This window comes from Marinobacter sp. LV10R520-4 (assembly GCF_002563815.1).
In the GTDB taxonomy this organism is placed as follows: Bacteria; Pseudomonadota; Gammaproteobacteria; order Pseudomonadales; family Oleiphilaceae; genus Marinobacter.
In genome coordinates, this window is the sequence record NZ_PDJM01000001.1 from 874,136 (window position 1) to 893,515 (window position 19,380).

The following is a 19,380-nucleotide window of genomic DNA, read 5'->3' on the forward strand; positions in this document are numbered from 1 at the left end:
ATTAGCTAATTAACTTAGCTGAATTAGAAGTAGTAGGTTGCGCCGATGGCTGCAACGGTGCGCTCGTCAGAAACAGCGTCGAGGCCGTTTGAGTCGGTGTATTCGTACACGTCATCACCACCACCAATGTAGCCTTCGACATATACATACAGGTTGTCAGACACGTTACGCAGGGCCTGGATAGAGATGGTGTCGGTAGTATCTTCGCCACTGGCAAGGTCTTTAGCCGCGCCATCCAGGTTACGAACTTCGTAAGACAGTGCGAACTGGTTTTGGCCCAGAGTGTAAACACCCATCAAACCGTAAGTGTCAGCAACATCTTTGCGGGTCTGGATTTGACCAGTTAAGCGCAGGCTGTCCATGTTGTAGCTAGCGCGCACTCCATAGGTGTTTTCATTGTTGGCGGATTGAGTAGAAACGTCCCCGACATTAAATGTTTTCGAGTAAGCACTAGCGCCATCATTTGAATCCATAGCAAACGCTAGTTCCAGTGCGTCAACAGCATAAACAGCAGACAGCTGGTACGGATAAGATTTTCCGCCATCCTTGTCATCGCCGTTTACCTGAACCGCTGCGCCCAAGGTCATTCCACCAAAAGACGGAGTCATGTATTGAATCAGGTCGCCTTCGCCTGTGTCATAACCGCCGCCCAGATTCAGCGAAGCCACTTCCCAGAAGTTTGAGATTTCGTCAACAGCACGCTCGTAAGTCGAGTCATCTGAACCAATCCATACTTGGCCAAAGCTATCGCCTTTCACACCGATGTAAGCTTCATCAAAGTCGTCCAGACCGGTGCTAGTGGCTTTGTCATCCGCTTCAAACTCCAATTCAGCTTTGAAGAAACCGGTGAGGCCAGGAGCGATCATGTGATCGTGTTTCACACCGATAGTGGAACCGTTATCAGCGTGATCGATTGAGTTGGGGCCATCTTTAATGTCGTCGTAAACAACAGCCAACTGAATGTTGCCGTACACCTGCGGCATAGAATCCATTTTGGCTGCCATTTCAGAAGCAGACATTGTTGCTTGAGCAGCAGCTGCGCCAGAGAAGGAGATCGCGGCGATAGCCGATGCGATTAGTGTCTTTTTCATTTTTACGTCTTCCTTTTGGGGTTTTATTCAGGTTTTAACGTCGAGATGAGTCTCTATTTTCGATACCGCTTGCCAGCTTGAGTGGACTAAATCATCCATAAACTCTGTGTCACTTTCGTGACACACACTGACTGACGTTGTAACTCTCTACTTATTTCTTATTGTCCGGCTTGACTCTCAATGAGTTAGCGAGCATTTTTCATGCTTCACATTACATGACCTTTTTAATACACCCGCAGGTATTTTGCAAATTCTTAATGTGCATTTATCGGCTTTTTTAGCGATTTCTTTGCATATTTAATAATCAAAAAATCTATCTTTACAATTTTTCGGCTATTCATGCAGCCTTCGACTGCAGTAAAAATGTGACAGGGCCATCGTTTATAAGCCCCACCTGCATATCCGCGCCAAATTTACCCTGTTCCACTTTGCCTTCACCCAGGGTGCTGGAAGCTTCCACCACAAACTGGTTATACAAATCCCGGGCAGCGTCTGGTGCGGCTGCTTTAGAAAAGCTGGCACGGGCGCCAGTGCTGGTGTCGGCGGCCAAGGTAAATTGGGGAACAACCAGCAGGCTGCCGCCGAGACTTTTCAGACTCAGATTCATGCGGCCTTGCTGATCGGGGAAAATACGATAATTGATGGCTCGCCGGCACAGGTCTTTTGCCTGTTGCGGCGTGTCTGACTGCTCGATTCCCAGTAACAATAAAACACCGCGGCCAATACTCGCGATGGTATTGCCGTTGACGGTGACCTTGGCTTCTGTCACACGCTGGAGCAGTGCTTTCATTCGAAATCCCCGTGGGTGGGAGTCGACAGTTTGTTACGGAACGGCAAGAGTTTATCCATGCTGGCTCGGGATGGCAACCCCACGGGGATCAGCACCTGACTTTATCACCTTTGTATGCAGGTTTTTGTCAGCTCGCCTGCTCGGTTTTTGCGACCAGGTTTTCCACTGCACGCATCAGTGCATCCACAATAGCGGGTTCTGACGCGCTGTGGCCGGCATCGCGAATAATCTGCAACTCGGCTTTTGGCCAGGCGCGACTAAGAGCCAGGGCATTGTCCAGCGGGCAAACCATGTCGTAACGGCCGTGCACAATTACCGCAGGGATGTCTGCCAGCTTGTGGGCATCGCGCACGATTTGGTCGGGCTCAAGAAACGATTGGTTCATAAAGTAGTGGCATTCAATGCGCGCCAGGGCGATTGCCACGTGGGGGTGGCCAAAGTGTTCCACCACGTCTGGATTGGGGTGCAAGGTGGCGCAGCGTCCTTCCCAAATAGACCAGGCCTTTGCCGCTTGAATCTGCTCCAGTTCATTGCGACTGGTCAGGCGCTTGTAGTAGGCCGGCACCATATCGCCACGCTCGTGTTCTGGAATCTGCGCCAGGTAATCTTCCCAGTAGTCGGGGAACACCCGGCTAGCGCCGTTCTGGTAGAACCAGTGAATATCTTTGGGCCGGCACAGAAAAATACCCCGCAACACCATACCCGTTACCCGCTGCGGATGGGTCTGGGCGTACACCAGGCTTAAGGTAGAGCCCCAGCTGCCACCGAACAGCAGCCACTGGTCAATACCCAGAAATTCCCGCAGGGTTTCTATATCCGCAATCAAACGATCGGTACTGTTGTTGGCAAGTTCCGCCAGCGGCGTTGAGCGCCCTGCGCCGCGCTGATCCATCAGAATAATGCGAAACCGTTCGGCATCAAAAAAACGGCGGTGGTAATCCTCGCAACCTGCACCGGGGCCGCCGTGTATAAACAGCACCGGTATGCCATCAGGGTTACCGCTTTCTTCAACGTAAAGTTGGTGGGGCTCTTCAACCGCTAGCCGATGCGTGGCGTAGGGCTTTATATCGGGGAACAAGGTGCGCATGGCGGCTCCGCAGTCATAGGAATGATGACGTTAGTGTAGCGAAGTTACCGCGCAGCGGGGGGGACGATTGGTGAACGGCACACCAAAAAAAACCGACCGATGTTTCCAGCGGCCGGTTTTTTACTAAGCTGCCAGCGTTACTTCTTGCCGGCGCGCTTACGATCGTTTTCAGTCAGGTGCTTTTTACGCAAACGGATCGACTTGGGCGTTACTTCCACCAGCTCGTCGTCACCAATAAACTCCAGCGCCTGCTCCAGGGTGTGCTTGATGGGCGGAACCAAAGGAATCACTTCGTCTTTGCCAGACGCGCGCATGTTATCCAGTTTCTTACCCTTGGTTGGGTTGATCACCAGATCGCTGTCGCGGCTGTGAATGCCACACAGCTGACCTTCGTAAACAGACTGGCCTGGGTCAAGGAACAGCTTGCCGCGGCTTTGCAGGGTTTCCAGCGAGTAAGTCAGCGCTGTCCCTGTGGCCATAGAAACCAACACGCCGTTCTGGCGACTGGTGACTTCGCCGGCCTTGATCGGGCCGTAATGGCTGAAGGTCGAAGTCAGAATACCGGTACCGGACGTCATGGTCAGAAACGAGTTCCGAAAACCAATCAAACCGCGGGCCGGAATGGTGTATTCCAGACGCATACGGCCTTTACCATCGGGGACCATGTTGGTGAGTTCGCCCCTGCGCAATCCAAACTGCTCCATCAACGGGCCTTGGTGCTGCTCTTCAATGTCAACGATGACATTTTCATAGGGCTCTTGCTTTACCCCATCCACTACCTTGATGACCACTTCCGGGCGGCCTACGGCCAGTTCGAAGTTTTCCCGACGCATGTTTTCAATCAACACCGACAGGTGCAGCTCGCCACGGCCAGAGACTTTGAATTTGTCCATGGTGTCGCCGTCTTCAACCCGCAGGGCTACGTTGTACAGCAGCTCTTTTTCAAGGCGATCTTTGATGTTACGGCTGGTCACAAACTTGCCTTCTCTACCGCAGAAGGGCGAATCGTTGACCTGAAACGTCATGGACACGGTGGGCTCGTCAACCGTCAGCGGCGGCAAAGCCTCTACGTTATTGATGTCACACAGGGTGTCGGAGATGTGAATCTGGTCCAAACCGCTGATACAAATAATATCGCCAGCCTGGGCTTCGTCCACTTCAACCCGATGCAGGCCGGAGTGGCCCATAATTTTCAAAATACGGCCCTGGCGCTTTTTGCCGTCGGCGCCGATGGCAATCACCTGTGTGTTGGTTTTTATCTTACCGCGGGCAATGCGACCGATACCGATAACGCCCAGAAAGCTGCTGTAGTCCAGTTGCGATATCTGCATCTGGAAAGCACCTTCCCGGTCAACATTCGGTGCCGGCACGTGGTCAACGATGGCCTGGAATACCGGGTCCATGTTGTCGACCAGGTTTTCATGCTCCAAACCGGAAATACCGTTAAGCGCACTGGCGTAAACAATCGGGAAGTCCAGCTGCTCATCGGTAGCGCCCAAGCTGTCAAACAGATCAAATACCTGCTCTACAACCCAATCCGGGCGGGCGCCCGGGCGGTCAATTTTGTTAACAATGACGATCGGACGCAAACCCGCAGCAAAGGCTTTTTGGGTTACAAAGCGAGTTTGTGGCATGGGGCCGTCGATGGAATCAACCACCAGCAGCACACAATCCACCATGCTCATTACACGTTCCACTTCGCCGCCAAAATCGGCGTGTCCCGGGGTGTCTACGATGTTGATGTCGTATCCGTTCCATTTTAGCGCGGTGTTTTTGGCCAGAATGGTGATGCCACGTTCTTTTTCCTGATCGTTGGAATCCATAACGCGCTCGCTTTCGAGCTCTTTACGGTCCAATGTGCCAGAAAGGCGCAGCAGTTTGTCGACCAGCGTGGTTTTACCATGGTCAACGTGGGCAATAATGGCGATATTACGAAGTTTATCAATCACAACTTTAGTCCTGCGGCGTGCTTACAATGACCTGAGAGGGCGCTAAGAAGGCTGGGCCTTACCTGGACCGTCTCAAATCTATAAAATGAACCCATTCGCTGGCACTGGGCGTGGCCAGGCTCCGGCACAAGGTAATCGCCAGAACAATGAGGGCCGCGCATTATAGCGAAAAGTCGGTTTCGATAATATGCGCGTGAATGTTTATTTCGTGAACAATGTGCGCACCAGTATCGGGCGAAAAACTGAAAGCCGCACCAATATGATGCAAGGGCACCCACTTACAGCACTGGGTAGCGATTACACCCTGCGCGCTAACCCGTCATTCTGTAGGGTTCAGGCCTATAGGCTTGGCCACATGGAAACTGGCAAGCTGTTTGCTTGGCATTGTGCAAAGGCCGAAACAGAGCCAGTAACAAGGCAAATAGCGGCGACCTAAAAGGCAGGTAACTCACACAGGCATTTGCTAAGCTTCGCAAATCCTGAAAAAAAATCCTGAAACAGATTGGCTTTCACACCCCCATCGGAGCATGCAGATGTCCAAAACCATTGATTTGATCACCCAGCACGAGGCGAAGTGGATCGACTTGCGCTTTACCGATACCCATGGCAAAGAACACCACGTAACCATGCCGGCCACCGAAGCCTCTGAAGACTTTTTCATCGACGGGAAAATGTTCGACGGCTCTTCGATTGCTGGCTGGAAAGGTATTAACGAATCCGACATGATTCTGATGCCGGATGACAGCAGCGCCGTGGTTGACCCGTTCACCGAAGAATCCACCGTCAACATCAGCTGCGACATTGTGGAACCCACCACCATGCAAGGCTACGAGCGCGACCCTCGTTCAGTCGCACGCCGCACCGAGGAATACCTGAAGTCTACCGGCATTGCCGACAGCGCTTTGTTTGGCCCAGAGCCCGAGTTCTTTGTGTTCGATTCGGTGAAATGGAAGACCGACATGCAGGGTTCCATGTACGAGATTCATTCCGAAGAGGCTGCCTGGTCGTCCGGCAACGATTTTGATGGCAATAACACTGGCCATCGCCCGCGGGTAAAAGGCGGTTACTTCCCGGTGCCTCCGGTAGACAGCCTGCACGATTTGCGCGGCGCCATGTGCGGCGCTATGGCGTCTATGGGCCTGGAAATTGAAGTGCACCACCACGAAGTGGGCACCGCTGGCCAGTGTGAAATTGGCGTTGGCGCGGCTACCTTGACCCGAAAAGCCGATGAAGTGCAGATTCTGAAATACTGCGTGCACAACGTGGCCCATGCCTACGGCAAAACCGCGACCTTTATGCCCAAGCCCGTTGTGGGTGATAACGGTTCAGGCATGCACGTACACATGTCGTTGAGCAAAGATGGCAAGAACCTGTTTGCCGGCGACAGCTACGCGGGCCTGAGTGAAATGGCATTGCATTACGTTGGCGGCATTATCAAGCACGCCAAAGCGATTAATGCGTTCACCAACCCTGCCACCAACAGCTACAAGCGTTTGGTGCCGCACTATGAAGCCCCGGTGATGCTGGCCTATTCTGCCCGCAACCGCTCGGCTTCTATCCGGATTCCCTACGTGAACAGCCCGAAGGCGCGCCGCGTTGAAGTGCGTTTCCCGGACCCGGCGGCTAACCCTTACCTGGCATTTTCAGTGCTGATGATGGCTGGCCTGGACGGCATCCAGAACAAGATTCACCCCGGCGACGCCATGGATAAAGATCTTTACGATCTGCCAAAAGAAGAAGCACTGAACATCCCAAAAGTGGCCGAGACCCTGCAGGAAGCGCTGCAGTGCCTGGAAGCCGATCACGAGTTTTTGACCCGTGGCGGCGTGTTCACCGAAGACATGATTCGCGCTTACATTGACCTCAAGCGTGCTGACGTAGAGCGCATGAACATGACCACTCACCCGGTTGAATTCGAACTTTACTACTCCTGCTAAGGACCAGGGACAGATCGGGGACAAACCGGGGACAGATTTCAAATCTGTCCCCGCAAAAGCCCCCTTGGCAACACCACAAAAAAACCGGAGCAGCTGCCCATCAGCTCCTCCGGTTTTTTGTGCCTGCGATTTTTTTGTGTCTGCATCGTCACCGAGCAGCGTTGAATTAAAGCGCCCGGGCGCTGATAATCAAGCTCATACACAGCCCCGAGGAAAGCGTGATGAAACCGGCTATTGTGATTGCTGCTGCAACCCTGTTACTGATCAATGGAGCGGCGCAGGCCGAGGTGTATCGCCAGGTAGACGCCCAAGGCAATGTGACCTTTTCTGACGAGCCCTCTTCGGGTGCCGAAGCCATACAGGTAAGGCCGGTAACCACTATTACGCTGCCGAAAATGCAGGACCTGGAACAATTTGAACAACCACAGCAGAAACAGCCGCCAAGCCCCCTTTATGAGCTGGTAAAGATCGCTTACCCGCGAAATAACGAGGCGTTTAACAGCGGCAATGGCGACGTAGAATTCAACGTGATCAGCAGCCCGCAACTGCGCGATGGGCATAAGTACGAAGTCACCCTGGACGGCCAGCCCGTTGGCCAAAGCACGTCAGGCACTATTTTGGTGCAGAACATGGACCGCGGTACCCATCAGGCCGGAGTCAACATCGTGAACCGTAGTGGTGTTCAGGTTGGTTCAGGCACCGGCATTACCTTCACCATTCACCGCCCTTCCCGCCTAAACTGAGCGTTCGCCCGGGTGTGAGTAGTGCTAATGACTCTTAGCCTGGCCCGGTTCTTGCTTTTTTTAGACCCAGGCCGTCTGCTAAAGCCAGACCCACTCAAATACAGCGAACCCGCTTGTTATGGCTAACGCTTCAAACCCGGTGACCGGTTACCCACAGATTGTTGACAGCCTTAGCACCGCGCTGCTGGTGATGGACCGCAATCTGCTTATTCGCTATATGAACCCGGCCGCTGAAAATCTGCTGGCGGTGAGCGCAACCCGCAGCCATGGCATGGCTTTCAGCGCTATTGTGCTGGTTGCCGGCGATACCGAACGCCGACTGAAAGCCGCAGCCGACCACGGACGGTCTTTCAGCCAGCATGAGGTGGAGTACATGCTGGTGAACGGTGCGCGCATGATTGTGGATTACACGGTAACGCCGATTAGCTCGGAAGGTGATTTGCTGCTGGAAATATGGCGCCGCGACCAGCTGCTGCGCATTAACCGTGAAGAAGACATACTGTCGCAGCAGGAAACCAATCGGGTGCTGGTGCGCGGTATGGCGCACGAAATCAAAAACCCCCTGGGCGGTATACGCGGCGCGGCGCAACTGCTGGACCGAGAGCTGCAAAGCGCCGAACTGCGCGAATACACCCAAGTGATCATTGACGAAGCCGATCGGCTGCGTAGCCTGGTTGACCGCATGCTGGGGCCCAACAAAGCACCCAGGCTCATCCGCACCAACGTCCACGAGGTTCTGGAACGGGTGCGCGCGCTGCTAGAGGCCGAAAGCCATGGCAAACTGACGTTTAAGCGGGATTACGACCCCAGCCTGCCGGAGTTCTGCGCTGACCGCGAACAGCTGATTCAGGCGTTTTTGAATATTGCCCGCAACGCGATGGAAGCTTGCCTGGAAAGCCCTGACGGCCCTGGCAACTCTGATAGTCATGGTGGCCCTCACAACCATGGCAACTCTTCAAGCAAAACCGGCAAAACCAGCAAAACCAGCGAGCCGGCCACCATAACCTTCCGCACCCGTGCCCTGCGCCAGTTCACCATAGGCCCGGTGCGCCACCGTTTGGTCTGCCGGGTAGACGTTATCGACAATGGCCCGGGCATCAGCCCACAGCTGCAACAGAATATTTTTTACCCGATGATCAGCGGGCGCGCCAGCGGTAATGGCCTGGGACTGGCCATTACCCAGAGCATTATTGGCCGCCACCATGGGCTGGTGGAATGCAACAGCGAGCCCGGACACACCAACTTTGTTATTTACCTGCCCCTTGAGGAGTGCACATGAGTACGTCGACAGTGGCCTGGATTATTGATGACGATCGCAGCATCCGCTGGGTACTGGACCGGGCGCTGACCCAGGCCGGACTGCGCACCCGCAGCTTCGACAACGGTGACAACATCATGCGCCAGCTCGAGCACGAGCAGCCCGACGTTATCATAAGCGACATTCGCATGCCGGGCATAGACGGCCTGAGCCTGTTGGCGCGCATTACCGAGAGCCACCCCGGCCTGCCGGTGATTATCATGACCGCCCATTCTGACCTGGAAAGCGCCGTGAGCAGCTACCAGACAGGCGCGTTTGATTACCTGCCAAAACCGTTTGACCTGGACGACGCCGTGGCCCTGGTTCAGCGCGCCGCAGGCCACAGCCGCGAAAGGCGGGCAAAAACCGACAGCGTTCATGAAAAAACAGCGGGCAGCGCCGAAATTATTGGCGAAGCACCGGCCATGCAAGAGGTGTTTCGCGCCATAGGCCGGCTGTCGCACTCAAATATTACCGTACTGATTAACGGCGAAAGCGGCACCGGCAAAGAGTTGGTGGCGCAAGCCCTGCACAACCACAGCCCGCGCACCGGGCAGTCGTTTATTGCGCTGAATATGGCCGCGATTCCAAAAGACCTGGTGGAGTCCGAACTGTTTGGCCACGAAAAAGGCGCGTTCACCGGGGCTGCCAATACGCGCCAGGGCCGCTTCGAGCAAGCCGACGGTGGTACCCTGTTTCTGGACGAAATTGGTGACATGCCCGCAGACAGCCAGACCCGCCTGCTGCGAGTATTGGCCGACGGTGAGTTCTACCGGGTGGGTGGTACCACATCGGTCAAGGTGGATGTGCGCATTATTGCCGCCACTCATCAAAACCTGGAAACCCTGGTGCAGGCCGGCAGCTTTCGCGAAGACCTGTTCCACCGCCTGAACGTGATACGCATACACTTGCCGCGACTGACCGAGCGCCGGGAAGACATACCGCAACTGCTGGGCTATTTTTTAAAACGTGCGGCAAAAGAGCTGAACGTAGACGCCAAGCTGCTGCGCCCAGACGCCGAGGCTTACCTGTCGACCCTGCCCTGGCCCGGCAATGTGCGCCAGCTGGAAAACACCTGCCGTTGGTTAACGGTGATGGCCAGTGGCCGTGAGGTTCACGTCGACGATCTGCCGCCAGAGCTGCGCCAACAAGCCGCCAGCACCGCCACCGGCAAAACCTGGCAAGAGGCCCTCAGCCTCTGGGCTGAACAGGAGTTCAAGCGCGGCCGCAGTGATCTGCTGACCGGCGCGCTGCCAGAATTTGAAAAAATCATGATCAACGCAGCCCTGCACCACACCGCGGGCCGCCGCCGCGACGCCTCCTTGTTACTGGGCTGGGGCCGCAACACTCTAACCCGCAAAATCAATGAGCTGGAGCTGAATTCGGCGGACTCACCGGACGCTGGTCTTGGGGACAGATTTTAAATCTGTCCCCGTCTGTTCCTGGGGACGTGTCTCTGGGGACGGATTTGAAATCCGTCCCCGTCTTACTCTGCAAACAGTCCTTCAATCACCGCCAGCCGCCTGCTCTGCTCGGCAGTCAGCTTGCCGGCAGCGGATACCGCCCGGTGAATCACACTCAGCGCCCTGTCTTTGGACTGAGTTTCAACAGACAGCATTACCGGGATGGTGTCGAGCGCGGCCTTTTGGTCAAGTCGCAGGACAAAAAACTGCTCGCGCACGGTTTTTTTAAATGAGCCCAGCGAAAGCGTGCTGTATTCGGCATGAATCTCACGCAGGGCGTTAAAGGCCCGCTCATCAACTCCGCCTCCGCCCATTGCGATATACACAAGACCGCGCACCACGGCTTCGTGCACGCCACCGTCGCCAATGCACCCGTGGTTTTCGGCCATGCACCGTTCAACGCGGGCGATACTTTCCGGTGTCTTGCCAGGGTGCGGCCGAGGCGGCCCGCCTGTCGTTTTCAGGCCAGCCATCGCCTGAACAACAGGGGAGCCGTAGAACGTCATAAAACAGCGCTCGATGGCGCCATCCCGAAAGTCGCGCCAGTCATCCAGAGCAGCCACCACGGAACAGGAGTAACTTTCCTGCTGTTTGACCAGCCAGTTATCGTCAGAGACTGGCTTACGCGCTTTTTTCACCCGCTCAGCCAGGCTGGCAAGCGGTGCCATTAGCGGATTACGTTCAGAAAACAGATGGTAGGGCAGCTCGGCTGGCGTTAATCTATGCAGCCACTCCGTCACATCCGCATTGGCCTGGGCGCTCACCGCAGCAATTACTTTGGCCTGGGCCTGTACCAAGGGCTGCAGAAGAGTGCGGTAAAGACCAAGGTTGATATCCGAAATCCGCTTGACCGTTGCGAAGCGCCGCTCGTCGTCCAGGTTTGGCTGAACAATCGCTGCCACGTCTGCCAACGAACGCGGCTCAAAGCGCACCAGCCAATCACCCTCAACCCATTGCGGATTAACCGTGCTGTCGGTTTTTGGCGTCATAACCGCCTGATAAAGCCCCGGGGGCAGAACATCGATAAGGTCGATATTCGAGGAAAACTCCTGATGCTGCTTGCGGGCCACGCTACCGGAAACAAAGATGCCAAGATGGCCAACGCTTTCGTGAATCGCGTAGACGATGGTCTGGTCGGCGGCGAAAATGTCTTCGTCCGAGCTGTATAAATCGCAAATCCAGCCCAGCGCCTGGGGCGGCGGAGTGATGTTGTCGCCCTCGGAGCAAAAGCACAGAATTGGCGAGCGGATGTGGCGCAGATCAATCCTGGTGCCATCACCACTGACCAGTTCTGCGGTTGCCATCCGGTTACCGATAAACAGCTCGTCGACAATCCATTGCATTTCCTCGGCGGATAAATCCGCATGGCCGCCCCACCATTTTTCGAACTCGAGAAATCTTGGCGCCTCGGTATCGATATTGGCCCAGAGGTGGTAGTACTTGCTCCAAAGGCTGTTGGCAGGGTCAAGATTATCGAAACCGCTGACCAGGTGGCCGCCGTCGAATGTCCCGCCACCAATGTCACTGGTTAGTGCCGTCAGCCAACTGCCGCCCACCATTCCGCCGGAGTAACGGGACGGGTTCTGCCCTTTCAAGCCTGCCCAGAACGACAGCGGCGTTCCGGCGATAATAATCGGCCCAAACAACTCCGGCCGCACAGCCGCCAGCATCATCACCGCCCAGCCCGCCTGGCAGTTACCAATAACGCAAGGCATGCCTTCGGCTTCGGTATGGCAAGCAATAACCGCCTCGAGAAAATGCCCATGGGCATGCATAACGTCGTCGATGGTCTGGTGCGGCATAGGGTCTGGCGTGAAGCCCACGAAATAGCAGGTATGCCCGGCCTTCATGGCTACGCCCAGCTCGCTGTCGGCCTTAAAGCCGCCGATTCCGGGCCCTTGGCCTGCCCGGGGATCGAACACCACGAACGGCCGTTTAAGCGCGTCGATAACTACACCGGCGGGAGGAGCGATGCGGGCAAGCCAGAAATTGACGGGGCGCTGGAAGTTTCGCGCATCCAGAATCATCTCAAGATCGAAGCCCAACACGTGCGGCATGATCATCGCTTTGTGTCGGTAATAATCTTGGCTGCGTTGGCGCAATACGTCACAGAACAGAACCCCGCGCTGAAGCGCATCGATTGCGTATTCAGCAATGGCATGCCCGCTAGGAATGCCTGCGGGCTGAGGATTTGCACTCATTTATTCGCTCCTAAATCCGCCATACGGACTACGGAATACTAAAAGTCTCAGTAGGTAACGCTGATTCTTTTTTATAGCGCGGGCAGCCCGTCATGGTCTGCAAAAAAACCCCGCATTTAGCGGGGCTTACACATCAAAATACTCTACACGCCAACCATTTTATTCCTCAAAACGGAATATCATCATCAAAATCGTCCACCGGATCCGGCATGGTGTTTTTCTGCGGCGATGACGGAGCGTTGGCCGGTTGCTGATTGTAATGGTCGTTCTGGTGGCCCTGATTATAACCGCCGTCGTCTTGCGGAGGCTGATTGGCATTCTGTGGACGCGCAGGCGCCTGCTGCGGGCGATTTTGCGGCTGGCCCTGGCCTTGCTGGCCCTGGCTCATGCCGCCGCCGTCACTATTGCGGCTGTCCAGCATCTGCATCTGGCCGCTAATATCCACAACCACTTCGGTGGTGTAAACGTCTTGGCCGTCCTTGTTCTGCCATTTGCGGGTTTGCAGTTTGCCTTCAATATAAATCTTCGAACCTTTGCGCAGGTACTGGCCCGCTACTTCTGCCACTTTGCCGAACATGACAATTTTGTGCCATTCGGTTTTTGGCACCATTTGCCCGGTTTGGCGGTCTTTATAGCTTTCGTCGGTGGCTATACTCAGATTAACCACGGCGTTGCCGTTGGGGGTATAACGGGTGTCTGGGTCTTGCCCCAGGTTACCGATTAAAATGACTTTGTTGATGCCTCGTGCCATGTTCTGCTCCTGAATAAAGTGTCGCGGCGGCTCGCGCTCCTTGCGCGCCACCAGAATTTCACGGCCTGTCAGTTTGCTGCAAAAATCCGGTATCGGCAAGCAAGGCCTCATCAAAAAACTGCCGGTCTATCTTCAGATAGGCAGTCGCTGCTTCTTCCATTATAACCACATCTTTTACGCCCGGCAGGGCGCGCAGAAAACTGTCTACATCGCTGTAGCTGAACGCTGCATCTGGTTCTAACTTTACCACAAAACCACTGGTATACCCTGGGGCCGGCATGGTCAGCGCCACCAGCAGCCACACCACCAGTACAGCCACCATCAACCCCAGCACGCCGGTTACACCAATGTGTTGCAGCAGGTAACCGCCCAAGGCGCCGCCCAGAAAGGCGCCCATAAACTGAGAGGTAGAATACACCCCCATCGCCGTACCCTTGCTGGCCGCTGGCGCCTCTTTACTGAGCAGCGACGGCAAACTGGCTTCCAGTAAATTGAACGCCATAAAAAAGAAAAACAGCATAAACCAGGCGGCCAGCAGGCTTTCGCCCACTCCCGACAGGGCCGCGCAAGACAGCGCCAGCAAGGCCACTGCGCCGCACAGCACCGGCTTCATTTTGCGCTTTTTCTCGCCGAGAATAATGAACGGCACCATGGCGACAAACGACGTCAGCATCACGCTTAGGTAAAACCACCAGTGTGAGCCACTGGGCAGGCCCAGGCGATCTTGCAGTAATGAGGGAAAAACCAGAAACAGCGCGGTAAGCACCAGGTGCAGGGCAAAAATACCAAAGTCCAGTCGCAACAGGCGTTGATCTTTCAACACCCGGCCCACCATAGCCCGGGCCGGTTGCTGCTCTGCACTGACTTTTCGTTGGTGGGGTGTAGGCACCAGGCGCCACACAACCAAAAGCGCAATCAATGCCAGCGCGGCGGTCAGGTAAAAAATGCCAGACAGACCCCACCGCTCGCCCAAAAGCGGCCCAAGCACCAAAGACACCGAAAACGATATACCGATGGATATGCCTACCGTGGCCATGGCCTTGGTGCGTTCTTCTTCGCGGGTCAGGTCGCTGAGCAACGCCATCAATACGCTGGCAATGGCGCCGGCGCCCTGAAGAATCCGACCCAGAATCACAACGTATATGGAGTCTGCTGAGCCGGCGAGCAGACTGCCCGCCGCAAAGAGAATCAGGCCAAGATAAATCATGCGTTTGCGCCCAACCCGGTCAGACAGCAAGCCGAACGGAATTTGCAGCAGTGCCTGGCTTAGCCCATAGGCGCCAATGGCAAAGCCCAGCAGCGCGGGTGTTGCGCCTTCAAGCTCCCCGCCAAGCAGCACAAACACCGGCATAACCATGAACAGCCCGAGCATACGAATGGCGTACACCGACGCCAAAGCGGAAACCGAGCGTTTTTCAAGGGCGTTCATGGAACAGTTCCTCAGACGTTAGCAGAGACTAAAATCAAGCGCCGTAGTGTAACAGAACCGCCACAGCCGGCGCGAAGAGGAGTTGTACAGCGGCAGCGTTCACAAGCCGGCACCAGAACGCGGTATACTCATCACTTTTTCCTCGCGAGGTAATATGGACCAGATCCAGATCAAGGGTGCCCGCACCCACAATTTGAAGAACATCGACCTGGACATACCCCGGGACAAACTGATTGTGATTACCGGTTTGTCAGGCTCTGGCAAGTCATCACTGGCGTTTGACACTCTTTACGCCGAGGGCCAGCGGCGCTATGTGGAATCGCTGTCGACCTATGCCCGCCAGTTTTTGTCGATGATGGAAAAGCCTGACGTTGATCACATTGAAGGCTTGTCGCCGGCCATTTCCATCGAGCAAAAGTCCACATCCCACAACCCACGCTCTACCGTCGGTACAATTACCGAGATATACGATTACCTGCGCCTGCTGTTTGCCCGCGCCGGCGAACCCCGCTGCCCCGACCACGGGCAGCCTCTGGAAGCGCAAACCGTGAGCCAAATGGTAGATCAGGTTTTAGCGATGGAGGAAGACTCGCGGCTGATGATTCTGGCCCCGGTGATTCGTGACCGCAAGGGCGAGCATCTGCAAGTGGTTGAAACCATGCGCAGCCAGGGTTTTATACGCCTTCGGATAGACGGCACGGTTTACGACATTGATGACGTTCCGGCTCTGGACAAAAAGCGTAAACACCATATTGATGTGGTAGTTGACCGTTTCAAGGTGAAACCCGGCCTGGAACAGCGCCTGGCCGAGAGCTTTGAAACCGCTCTGGCCCTGGCAGACGGCATCGCGTTAGTGGCCGCCATGGATGGCAGCGGCGAAGACACCACGCTGTCGGCTCGCTATGCCTGTAACCAGTGCGGTTATGCCATCAGCGAACTCGAGCCCCGATTGTTCTCGTTCAACAACCCGGCTGGCGCCTGCCCTACCTGCGACGGGCTTGGCGTGAAGCAGTTCTTCGACTCCGACAAGATTATTCAGCACCCGGAGGCCAATCTTGCCTCCGGCGCCATCAAGGGCTGGGACCGTCGCGCGGTGTATTACTTCCAGCTTCTTAGCAGCGTGGCCGAACACTACAATATTGATCTGGACACGCCCTGGTGCGACCTGCCCGAATCGGTGCAACAGGTGATGCTGAATGGCTCCGGCAGCGAGGACATTAGTTTCCGCTACGTAAACAGCCGCGGCCACATCATGGAACGGCTGCATTCGTTCGAGGGCATATTACCCAACCTGGAACGGCGTTACCGTGAAACCGATTCCCAAAGTGTACGGGAAGAACTGGCCCGCAACCTTAGCACCCAGCCCTGTAGGGACTGCGGCGGCGCACGTTTGCGCCGTTCAGCGCGCAACGTGTTTATTGATGATCGAAATCTGCCAGCCATTGCCCACCTGCCGGTTGGCGAGGCGCACCGCTACTTTAGCCAACTGACTCTACCGGGCGCCAGAGGCGAAATTGCCGAAAAAATTCTAAAAGAAGTCCGCCAACGCCTGCAATTCCTGGTAAACGTTGGTTTGGAGTACCTGTCCCTTGAACGCAGCGCCGACACACTCTCCGGCGGCGAGGCCCAGCGCATACGCCTGGCGAGCCAGATTGGCGCCGGCCTGGTGGGCGTTATGTACATACTGGACGAACCGTCCATCGGCCTGCACCAGCGCGACAACGACCGCCTGCTAGAAACCCTTTACCACCTGCGTGACCTGGGCAACACAGTAATTGTGGTAGAGCACGACGAAGAGGCCATACTGGCGGCAGACCACGTTATCGACATAGGTCCGGGCGCCGGCGTACATGGCGGCCAGATAATCGCCCAAGGCAAACCGGCAGACATACTCGCAAACCCAAATTCACTAACGGGCCAGTACCTAAACGGCACCAAGTGCATCGCCATACCCGAAAAACGCAATCCCGGGTCCGGCCAATTTCTGAAACTGACCGGCGCCAGCGGCAACAACCTGACGAACGTTGACCTGGCTATACCCCTGGGCGTGATGACCTGCATTACCGGCGTGTCCGGCTCTGGCAAATCTACTTTGATCAACGGCACCCTCTACCCCATAGCGGCCACCGCATTGAATAAAGCCACGACCCTAAGCCATGGCCCCTACACCGGCATTGAAGGGATAGACCTGCTGGACAAAGTCATCGACATCGACCAAAGCCCCATTGGCCGCACACCAAGATCCAACCCGGCCACCTACACCGGGCTGTTCACCCCCATCCGCGAACTGTTTTCCGGCACCCAGGAAGCACGCTCAAGAGGTTACAAGCCCGGCCGTTTCTCCTTCAACGTTAAAGGCGGCCGCTGCGAAGCCTGTCAGGGCGACGGCGTCATCAAAGTAGAAATGCACTTCCTGCCGGACATCTATGTGCCCTGCGACGTCTGCAAAAGCAAGCGCTACAACCGCGAAACTCTGGAAGTGCGCTATAAGGGCAAGAACATCCATGAAGTTCTGTCTATGACCGTAGAAGAAGGCCGGGCGTTCTTCGACGCCGTTCCCTTTCTGGCCAGAAAACTGCAGACCCTGGTGGACGTGGGCTTGTCGTACATCCGCCTCGGCCAAAGTGCTGTGACGCTGTCCGGCGGTGAAGCCCAACGAGTGAAACTTGCCAAAGAGCTTTCTAAAAGAGATACCGGCCAAACGCTGTATATTCTGGATGAACCCACCACCGGACTTCACTTCTACGATATCCAGCAGTTGTTGACCGTATTGCAACGCCTCCGTGATCACGGCAACACCATCGTGGTCATAGAGCACAACCTGGACGTGATTAAGACTGCCGACTGGATTGTGGACCTGGGCCCGGAAGGCGGTTCGGGTGGCGGTTTAATCATCGCGGAGGGAACACCTGAACAGGTAGCAGAAAACAAAGCCAGCCACACCGGGCGCTACCTGAAGCCGCTGTTGGAAAAGCAAAAAAAGGCCCAAGGATCTTAGATAGCAGATAGGGACAGATTTGAAATCTGTCCCTTGGGTGACGCGAGATCGGGAACAGATTTGAAATCTGTCCCTTGGGTGACACGAGATCGGGGACGGATTTGAAATCCGTCCCCATTACGTCAAACTTTCCCGCAGACGAAAAAAAACCGGCTGCCCTTAGGCACCCGGTTTCTTCAAACAACTAACAAGGCTTTACGCCAAGTTACTCGTCAACTTCTTCCGCTTCGATATCTATCGGACGACCGATCAGCTCGACATATGCCATAGGGGCATTGTCGCCTGCGCGGAAACCGCACTTCAGAATACGAAGATATCCACCCGGACGCTCGTTGAAACGGGGACCCAGCTGAGTAAACAGCTTGGCAACCGCTGCATCGTCACGAAGACGTGCAAACGCCAGACGACGATTCGCGACCGAATCGATTTTAGCCAGAGTAATCAAAGGTTCCGCTACACGACGAAGCTCTTTAGCCTTCGGCAACGTTGTTTTGATCAACTCATGCTCAACCAGTGACGCAGACATGTTACGAAACATGGACTTGCGATGCGCACTGGTCCTGTTGAACTTACGACCACTCTTACGATGACGCATTGCTCTGATTCCTTAGCTTAACTAATCGGCGATTAACCGCCCAGAACCCGGTCATCACCACGAAGGCTTGCCGGCGGCCAGTTATCAAGACGCATTCCCAGAGACAAACCACGGGACGCTAATACGTCCTTGATCTCTGTCAGCGACTTTTTACCCAGGTTAGGCGTCTTCAACAGCTCAACTTCTGTGCGCTGTATCAAATCGCCGATGTAGTAAATGTTCTCGGCCTTCAAGCAGTTGGCGGAACGTACGGTCAGCTCAAGATCATCGACCGGACGCAACAGAATCGGATCAATTTCTTCCTCTTCTTCAACACGCTCTGGTTCTTTTTCATGATCAAAATCGACAAACACGGCCAATTGCTGCTGGAGAATGGTAGCGGCCCGGCGAATTGCTTCTTCCGGATCAATCGTACCGTTAGTCTCCAGGTCAATAACCAACTTGTCGAGGTCGGTACGCTGCTCTACCCGTGCACTTTCCACAGAATAAGCAACGCGACGAACCGGGCTGAACGTAGCATCCAGCTGCAGGCGCCCGATGGCACGAGTTTCGTCCTCATCCAGACCGCGCTGATCAGCAGGCTCATAGCCACGACCGCGGGCAATGCTCAGACGCATGTTAACTTCACCGTTTTCACTCAGGTGACAGATAACATGTTCCGGATTGGCGATCTCAACATCATGATCCAACTTGATATCTCCGGCTGTAACAACACCCGGACCCTTCTTGCTGAGCGTAAGCTCTGCATCGTCACGGCCGTGCATTTTTACAGCAACACCCTTAAGATTCAAAAGAATCTCTATGACGTCTTCCTGGACACCTTCGATGGCACTGTACTCGTGCAACACACCGTCAATCTGCGCTTCAGTTACAGCGCAGCCCGGCATTGAAGACAAAAGAATACGGCGTAACGCACTGCCCAGAGTGTGCCCGAAACCTCTTTCAAGAGGCTCCAAGGTAACCTTGGCACGCGTGGAACCGAATTCCTTCACGTCAATGGTACGAGGTGTCAATAACTCATGTACTGAACGCTGCATAGACGCCCCTAT

14 protein-coding genes are annotated in these 19,380 nt (G+C 55.2%); 5 read left to right on the forward strand and 9 right to left on the reverse strand.

Annotated elements, in window-relative coordinates; genetic code table 11:
• Positions 1–23: 23 nt before the first annotated feature.
• The 4 genes from ATG98_RS04100 to typA form a co-directional block, all read right to left on the reverse strand.
• Positions 24–1,091 carry a porin gene (locus ATG98_RS04100; protein WP_098422209.1) on the reverse strand — a complete coding sequence of 356 codons (1,068 nt, stop codon included), beginning with the start codon at positions 1,089–1,091 and terminating at the stop codon, positions 24–26.
• 337 nt (positions 1,092–1,428) lie between these two features.
• On the reverse strand, positions 1,429–1,881 hold the full coding sequence (gene dtd / locus ATG98_RS04105) for a D-aminoacyl-tRNA deacylase (RefSeq protein ID WP_098422210.1): 453 nt from the start codon (positions 1,879–1,881) through the stop codon (positions 1,429–1,431).
• Positions 1,882–2,008: 127 nt separating this feature from the next.
• The gene (pip, locus tag ATG98_RS04110; RefSeq protein WP_098422211.1) at positions 2,009–2,968 is read right to left on the reverse strand and encodes a prolyl aminopeptidase; all 960 of its coding nucleotides are present in this window, start codon (positions 2,966–2,968) and stop codon (positions 2,009–2,011) included.
• A gap of 137 nt (positions 2,969–3,105) precedes the next feature.
• The gene (gene typA / locus ATG98_RS04115; RefSeq protein WP_098419627.1) at positions 3,106–4,917 is read right to left on the reverse strand and encodes a translational GTPase TypA; all 1,812 of its coding nucleotides are present in this window, start codon (positions 4,915–4,917) and stop codon (positions 3,106–3,108) included.
• A gap of 533 nt (positions 4,918–5,450) precedes the next feature.
• On the opposite strand from typA, the gene glnA reads away from it, so the two are divergent.
• From glnA to glnG, 4 genes are all read left to right on the forward strand, one after another.
• A complete protein-coding gene (glnA, locus tag ATG98_RS04120; RefSeq protein ID WP_098419628.1) occupies positions 5,451–6,854 on the forward strand; it encodes a glutamate--ammonia ligase in 1,404 nt (467 codons plus the stop codon).
• A 221-nt stretch (positions 6,855–7,075) separates the two neighbouring features.
• On the forward strand, positions 7,076–7,597 hold the full coding sequence (locus tag ATG98_RS04125; protein ID WP_098419629.1) for a DUF4124 domain-containing protein: 522 nt from the start codon (positions 7,076–7,078) through the stop codon (positions 7,595–7,597).
• Between the two features lie 118 nt (positions 7,598–7,715).
• The gene (glnL, locus tag ATG98_RS04130) at positions 7,716–8,876 is read left to right on the forward strand and encodes a nitrogen regulation protein NR(II) (protein WP_098422212.1); all 1,161 of its coding nucleotides are present in this window, start codon (positions 7,716–7,718) and stop codon (positions 8,874–8,876) included.
• On the forward strand, positions 8,873–10,318 hold the full coding sequence (gene glnG / locus ATG98_RS04135; protein ID WP_098422213.1) for a nitrogen regulation protein NR(I): 1,446 nt from the start codon (positions 8,873–8,875) through the stop codon (positions 10,316–10,318). Before glnL ends, glnG begins: the two co-directional genes overlap by 4 nt.
• 62 nt (positions 10,319–10,380) lie before the next feature.
• On the opposite strand, the gene ATG98_RS04140 is transcribed toward glnG, so the two are convergent.
• From ATG98_RS04140 to ATG98_RS04150, 3 genes are all read right to left on the reverse strand, one after another.
• Complete coding sequence (locus tag ATG98_RS04140) at positions 10,381–12,558, reverse strand: DUF3141 domain-containing protein (protein ID WP_098422214.1); 2,178 nt, start codon at positions 12,556–12,558, stop codon at positions 10,381–10,383.
• A 166-nt stretch (positions 12,559–12,724) separates the two neighbouring features.
• On the reverse strand, positions 12,725–13,309 hold the full coding sequence (gene ssb, locus ATG98_RS04145; RefSeq protein ID WP_098421730.1) for a single-stranded DNA-binding protein: 585 nt from the start codon (positions 13,307–13,309) through the stop codon (positions 12,725–12,727).
• Between the two features lie 58 nt (positions 13,310–13,367).
• Complete coding sequence (locus ATG98_RS04150; protein WP_098422215.1) at positions 13,368–14,738, reverse strand: MFS transporter; 1,371 nt, start codon at positions 14,736–14,738, stop codon at positions 13,368–13,370.
• Positions 14,739–14,892: 154 nt separating this feature from the next.
• Here ATG98_RS04150 and uvrA point away from each other — a divergent pair, with 154 nt between their 5' ends.
• Positions 14,893–17,736 carry an excinuclease ABC subunit UvrA gene (gene uvrA, locus ATG98_RS04155; RefSeq protein ID WP_098424370.1) on the forward strand — a complete coding sequence of 948 codons (2,844 nt, stop codon included), beginning with the start codon at positions 14,893–14,895 and terminating at the stop codon, positions 17,734–17,736.
• A 205-nt stretch (positions 17,737–17,941) separates the two neighbouring features.
• Here the strand turns inward: uvrA and rplQ are convergent, their stop codons facing one another.
• Both rplQ and ATG98_RS04165 read right to left on the reverse strand, forming a co-directional pair.
• Entirely contained in the window at positions 17,942–18,331 is a 390-nt protein-coding gene (gene rplQ / locus ATG98_RS04160) for a 50S ribosomal protein L17 (protein ID WP_098422216.1), read from the reverse strand.
• 32 nt (positions 18,332–18,363) lie between these two features.
• Positions 18,364–19,368 carry a DNA-directed RNA polymerase subunit alpha gene (locus ATG98_RS04165; RefSeq protein ID WP_098419635.1) on the reverse strand — a complete coding sequence of 335 codons (1,005 nt, stop codon included), beginning with the start codon at positions 19,366–19,368 and terminating at the stop codon, positions 18,364–18,366.
• Positions 19,369–19,380 lie beyond the last annotated feature (12 nt).